3 protein-coding genes are annotated in these 5,570 nt (G+C 71.5%); all 3 read right to left on the reverse strand.

Annotation, left to right across the window (positions count from 1 at the left end; genetic code table 11):
- Positions 1–93 precede the first annotated feature (93 nt).
- On the reverse strand, positions 94–2,805 hold the full coding sequence (aceE, locus tag ADL01_RS16710; RefSeq protein WP_053742794.1) for a pyruvate dehydrogenase (acetyl-transferring), homodimeric type: 2,712 nt from the start codon (positions 2,803–2,805) through the stop codon (positions 94–96).
- Between the two features lie 283 nt (positions 2,806–3,088).
- Positions 3,089–3,712 (reverse strand): GntR family transcriptional regulator, encoded by a 624-nt coding sequence (locus ADL01_RS16715; RefSeq protein ID WP_053742795.1) that lies wholly within the window; start codon positions 3,710–3,712, stop codon positions 3,089–3,091.
- Between the two features lie 226 nt (positions 3,713–3,938).
- A partial coding sequence (gene sucB, locus ADL01_RS16720; protein ID WP_053742796.1) for a 2-oxoglutarate dehydrogenase, E2 component, dihydrolipoamide succinyltransferase occupies positions 3,939–5,570 on the reverse strand: 1,632 nt, incomplete at its 5' end.

Consider the following 5,570-nt stretch of genomic DNA (forward strand, 5'->3'; position numbering starts at 1 on the left):
GAGGAGCCTCGTCCTCGAACGCCGGGCGCTGTCGGGGGGTCGACGGCGCCCGGCGAACGGACAGTAACGGGTGGGTGGGTGGGTGAACCCCCCTTACAACCCGTACCGCTCCCGAGCCTCCTTGACCGCCGCGGCCTTCACTTCCCCCCGCCGCGCCAACTGCGCCAACGAGGCAACGACGATCGACTCCGCGTCGACCCCGAAGTACCGCCGCGCCGCGTCCCTCGTGTCGGACAGGCCGAATCCGTCCGCGCCCAGCGACGAGTAGTCCTGCTCGACCCACTGGGCGATCTGGTCCGGCACCTGACGCATGTAGTCGGACACCGCCAGCACCGGCCCCTCGGCCCCCTGCAGCGCCTGCCGTACGTACGGCACCCGCTCCTCGCCCCGCAGCAGCGCCGCGTCGGCGTCCAGGGCGTCCCGGCGCAGCTCGGTCCAGGACGTCGCCGACCACACGTCCGCCGCCACGCCCCACTCCTCGGCGAGCATCCGCTGCGCCTGAAGGGCCCAGTGGATCGCCGTACCGGAACCGAGCAGCTGGATGCGCGGAGCGTTCGCCGCCGGGGACAGCCCCGCCGACTCCGCCGTGTTGAAGCGGTACAGGCCCTTGACGATGCCCTCGTCGAGCCCCGGCGCCGACGGCTTCGCCGGCTGCGGGATCGGCTCGTTGTAGACGGTCAGGTAGTAGAAGACGTCCGGGTCCTCGCCGGGCGCGGTCTCGCCGTACATACGGCGCAGACCGTCACGTACGATCACCGCCACCTCGTACGCGAAGGCCGGGTCGTACGACATCGCGGCCGGGTTCGTCGCGGCGATCACCGGGGAGTGGCCGTCCGCGTGCTGGAGGCCCTCGCCCGTCAGCGTCGTACGGCCGGCCGTCGCGCCGACGAGGAAGCCGCGGCCGAGCTGGTCGCCGAGCTGCCACATCTGGTCGGCCGTGCGCTGCCAGCCGAACATCGAGTAGAAGATGTAGAAGGGGATCATCGGCTCGCCGTGCGTCGAGTACGACGTCGACGCGGCGATGAAGTCCGCCATGGAACCGGCCTCGGTGATCCCCTCGTTGAGGATCTGGCCGTCCTTGGCCTCCTTGTAGTACATCAGCTGGTCGCGGTCGACCGGCTCGTACGTCTGGCCCTTGGGGGAGTAGATCCCGAGGGACGGGAACAGCGACTCCATACCGAAGGTGCGTGCCTCGTCCGGCACGATCGGCACCCAGCGCCGGCCCGTCTCCTTGTCGCGGACCAGGTCCTTGACCAGCCGTACGAACGCCATGGTGGTGGCGATGTTCTGCGTACCGGAGCCCTTGTCGAACGACGTGAAGGTTCTGTCCGCGGGGGCCGGCAGCGGGGCCAGCGCCTGCGTGCGGCGGGCCGGGGCCGGGCCGCCGAGGGCCGCGCGGCGCTCCTGGAGGTAGCGGACCTCGGGGGAGTCGGCGCCGGGGTGACCGTAGGGCACCACACCGTCCACGAACTGCGCGTCGGAGATGGGGAGTTCGAGCAGGTCACGCATCTGCTTGAACTCGTCCACCGTCAGCTTCTTCATCTGGTGGTTGGCGTTCTTCGACGCGAAGCCCTCACCCAGGGTGAAGCCCTTGACCGTCTGGGCCAGGATGACCGTCGGCGCGCCCTTGTGGGCGAGCGCCGCCTTGTAGGCCGCGTACACCTTGCGGGACTCGTGCCCGCCGCGCGAGCGGTGGAAGCACTCGATGATCTTGTCGTCGCTCAGCAGCTTCGCCATCTCGACGAGCGCCGGGTCCTTGCCGAAGAAGTCGGCGCGGATGTAGGCGGCGTCGCGCGTCTGGTACGTCTGCACCTGGGCGTCCGGTACCTCGCGCAGACGACGGACGAGCGCGCCCGTGGTGTCGAGCTGGAACAGCTCGTCCCACGCCGTGCCCCACAGCGTCTTGACGACGTTCCAGCCCGCGCCGCGGAACTGGGCCTCCAGCTCCTGCACGATCTTGAAGTTCGCGCGGACCGGGCCGTCGAGGCGCTGCAGGTTGCAGTTGATGACGAAGGTGAGGTTGTCCAGGCCCTCGCGGGAAGCGAGCGCGAGGGCGGCCGTCGACTCCGGCTCGTCCATCTCGCCGTCACCGAGGAACGCCCACACGTGGGACGCGGAGACGTCCTTGATGGCGCGGTTGGTGAGGTAGCGGTTGAAGCGTGCCTGGTAGATCGCCGACAGCGGGCCGAGGCCCATCGACACCGTCGGGAACTCCCACAGCCAGGGCAGCCGGCGCGGGTGCGGGTAGGACGGGATGCCGTTGCCGCCCGCCTCCCGCCGGAAGTTGTCGAGGTGCTGCTCGGTCAGCCGGCCGTCGAGGAAGGCGCGGGCGTAGATGCCGGGGGAGGCGTGCCCCTGGATGTACAGCTGGTCGCCGGAGCCGGGGGCCCCTTGCGATTCCTTGCCCTGGAAGAAGTGGTTGAAGCCGGTCTCGTACAGCCAGGCGGCCGAGGCGAAGGTGGCGATGTGGCCGCCCACGCCGTATTTGCTGCCGCGGGTCACCATGGCCGCCGCGTTCCAGCGGTTCCAGGCGGCGATCCGGTGTTCCATCGCCTCGTCGCCGTCCACTACGGGCTCGGCGGCGGTGGGGATGGTGTTGACGTAGTCCGTCTCCAGGAGCTTGGGCAGCGCGATGCCGTTGCCCTCGGCGCGCTCCAGTGTGCGGCGCATCAGATACGCGGCACGGTGCGGCCCGGCGGCCTTGGTGACGGCGTCCAGTGAGGCCTGCCATTCGGCGGTCTCTTCGGGGTCGCGGTCATGGAGCTGGTCGAGCGCGCTCGGCTGGATGGCCTTGGGGTCGGTCATGTCGCCGCCTTCCTCAGTCGAAGGGGGTTCCCTCATCGGTAAGGGTTCGGGGGTGCCCTTGGTCTTTGGCAGGACAGGGCAGTGGGTCCTGCGGCGGTGTCGGTTGTGTGGCTCCGCCACGGGACCCGTCGGCGACTCTAACTCGCTGATCGATGATCGATCAAAGGTTTCAGGGGCAAAATCTCTTGATCCCGAGAAAGTAGGCACGGGGTGCCTTGGGAGCGGGCACGGGGTGCCGTGATTTTCGCCGTTTCCGCAGGTGAGCGGGTGTGGATCGGGCCTCTCACGGGCGGGGCGCGCAACCCAGCACGTGCGCCTTCACCAGCTCGGCGATCCGTGGATCCCGGCGCCGGAACGCGGCGACCAGCTCCTCGTGCTCCTCGGCGTACGACTGCTGCACCGTCCCGAGCCAGCGGATCGACAGGGCCGTGAACACCTCGATGCCCAGGCCCTCCCAGGTGTGCAGCAGCACCGAGTTCCCGGCCGCGCGCACCATCTCGCGGTGGAATCCGACCGTGTGCCGGACCTGGCCCGTGCCGTCCGACGCGCGGTCCGCCTCGTACAGGGCGGCGACATGCGGTTCGAGGGCCGAGCAGTCGTCGGCCAGCTTCGCCGCCGCCAGCTCGGCAGCGATGGCCTCGAGACCGGCCCGGACGGGGTAGCTCTCCTCCAGATCGGCGGCGGTCAGGTTCCGTACCCGTACGCCCTTGTTGGGGGCCGACTCGATCAGCCGCAGCGACTCCAGCTCGCGCAGCGCCTCCCGTACGGGTGTCTGGCTGACCTCCAGCTCGGTCGCGATCCGGCGCTCGACGATCCGCTCGCCCGGCTTCCAGCGCCCGCTGACGATCCCCTCCACGATGTGCTCGCGGATCTGCTCGCGCAGCGAGTGGACGACGGGCGCGGTCATGAGGGCTCCTTGAGGGAGGGGCTTCGGCCCCAGGGGCGTTGACCCATAGACAATACGGCCGCGTTCCTGTCCAGAGGCCTTCCGAGTACGAGTGCGGACGTACGTGAGACGAGCGTTACAGACCGGACCGGGCGCACGCCACAGCGCGTGCCACCGGGTACGACGGTGCCCCGCCCGGAGGAATCCGGACGGGGCACCGTCGTACACGTACATCCCAGGCGGCTGGTTACAGGCCGAGCTCGACCTCGAACTCGCCTGCCTCCAGGATCGCCTTGACGGCCGTCAGGTAACGGGCCGCGTCGGCGCCGTCGACCAGACGGTGGTCGTAGGAGAGGGTCAGGTACGTCATGTCGCGTACGCCGATGACCGTGCCCTCCTCCGTCTCGATGACCGCCGGGCGCTTGACCGTCGCGCCGATGCCCAGGATCGCGACCTGGTTCGGCGGCACGATGATCGTGTCGAAGAGCGCGCCGCGCGAGCCGGTGTTGGAGATGGTGAAGGTCGCGCCGGACAGCTCGTCCGGGGTGATCTTGTTGGCCCTGACCTTGCCCGCGAGCTCGGCCGTGGCCTTGGCGATACCGGCGATGTTGAGGTCGCCCGCGTGCTTGATGACCGGGGTCATCAGGCCCTTCTCGGAGTCCACCGCGATACCGATGCTCTCGGTGTCGAAGTAGGTGATCGTGCCCTCTTCGACGTTGATCCGGGCGTTGACGGCCGGGTGGGCCTTCAGCGCCTGGGCCGCCGCCTTCACGAAGAACGGCATCGGGGAGAGCTTGACGCCCTCACGGGCCGCGAAGGAGTCCTTCGCCTGCGCGCGGAGCTTCATCAGACGCGTGATGTCGACCTCGACGACCGAGGACAGCTGCGCCTGCTCGTGCAGCGCCTTGACCATGTTGTCGCCGATGACCTTGCGGATGCGGGGCATCTTGATGGTCTGGCCGCGGAGGGGAGAGGCCTCCAGGGCCGGCGCCTTCTTGGCTGCCGGGGCAGCGGCGGCCGGAGCCGGGGCCGGAGCGGCAGCGGCGGCCTTCGCGGCCTCGGCGGCGGCGAGGACGTCCTGCTTGCGGATGCGACCGCCGACGCCGGTGCCCTTGACGGAGCCCAGGTCGACGCCGTTCTCGGCGGCGAGCTTGCGCACCAGCGGGGTCACGTACGCACCCTCGTCGGTGGCCTGCGCGGCGGCGGGAGCGGGAGCGGCCGGAGCCACCGGGGCGGGCGCGACCGGCGCGGGCGCCGGAGCAGCGACCGGAGCCGCGGCCTGCACCGGAACCGGCGCGGGGGCCGGAGCGGCCGGAGCCACGGGGGCCGGGGGCGCGACGGGCGCGGCCGGGGCCGCCGGAGCGGGCGCCGGGGCAGCGGCGGCGGGCGCCGGAGCCGGGGCGGCGGGCGCCGGAGCCGGGGCGGCCGGGGCCGGGGCAGCCGCCGGAGCGGCACCCGGGGCGCCGATCACGGCCAGCTTGGCGCCGACCTCGGCGGTCTCGTCCTCGCCGACCACGATCTCCAGCAGGACGCCGGCGACCGGCGCCGGGATCTCGGTGTCGACCTTGTCCGTGGAGACCTCGAGGAGAGGCTCGTCCTCGGCGACCTCCTCGCCGACCGCCTTCAGCCAGCGGGTGACGGTGCCCTCGGTGACGGACTCGCCGAGCGCGGGCAGGACGACGTCCGTGCCCTCGGCGGAGCTGCCACCGGAGGCGGCCTCGGCGGTGGGAGCGGGGGCCGGAGCCGCCTGCTCGGTGGACGGCTGGGCGGCAGGGGCCGGGGCCGGTGCGGCGGGGGGGGGGGCCGGGGGGGGGGCCTTCCCTCGGGCCGGGGGAGGGGGCGCGGCAGGGGCGCCCCGGGCGTTCTGGATGGGGGGCCG

It is taken from the genome of Streptomyces sp. NRRL WC-3618 (assembly GCF_001280005.1).
Classification (GTDB): domain Bacteria; phylum Actinomycetota; class Actinomycetes; order Streptomycetales; family Streptomycetaceae; genus Streptomyces.

Excerpts from the sequence above, each read along its gene's own strand:
- aceE (WP_053742794.1), bottom strand. The coding sequence starts at position 2,805 with ATGACCGACCCCAAGGCCATCCAGCCGAGCGCGCTCGACCAGCTCCAT.
- ADL01_RS16715 (WP_053742795.1), bottom strand. The coding sequence starts at position 3,712 with ATGACCGCGCCCGTCGTCCACTCGCTGCGCGAGCAGATCCGCGAGCAC.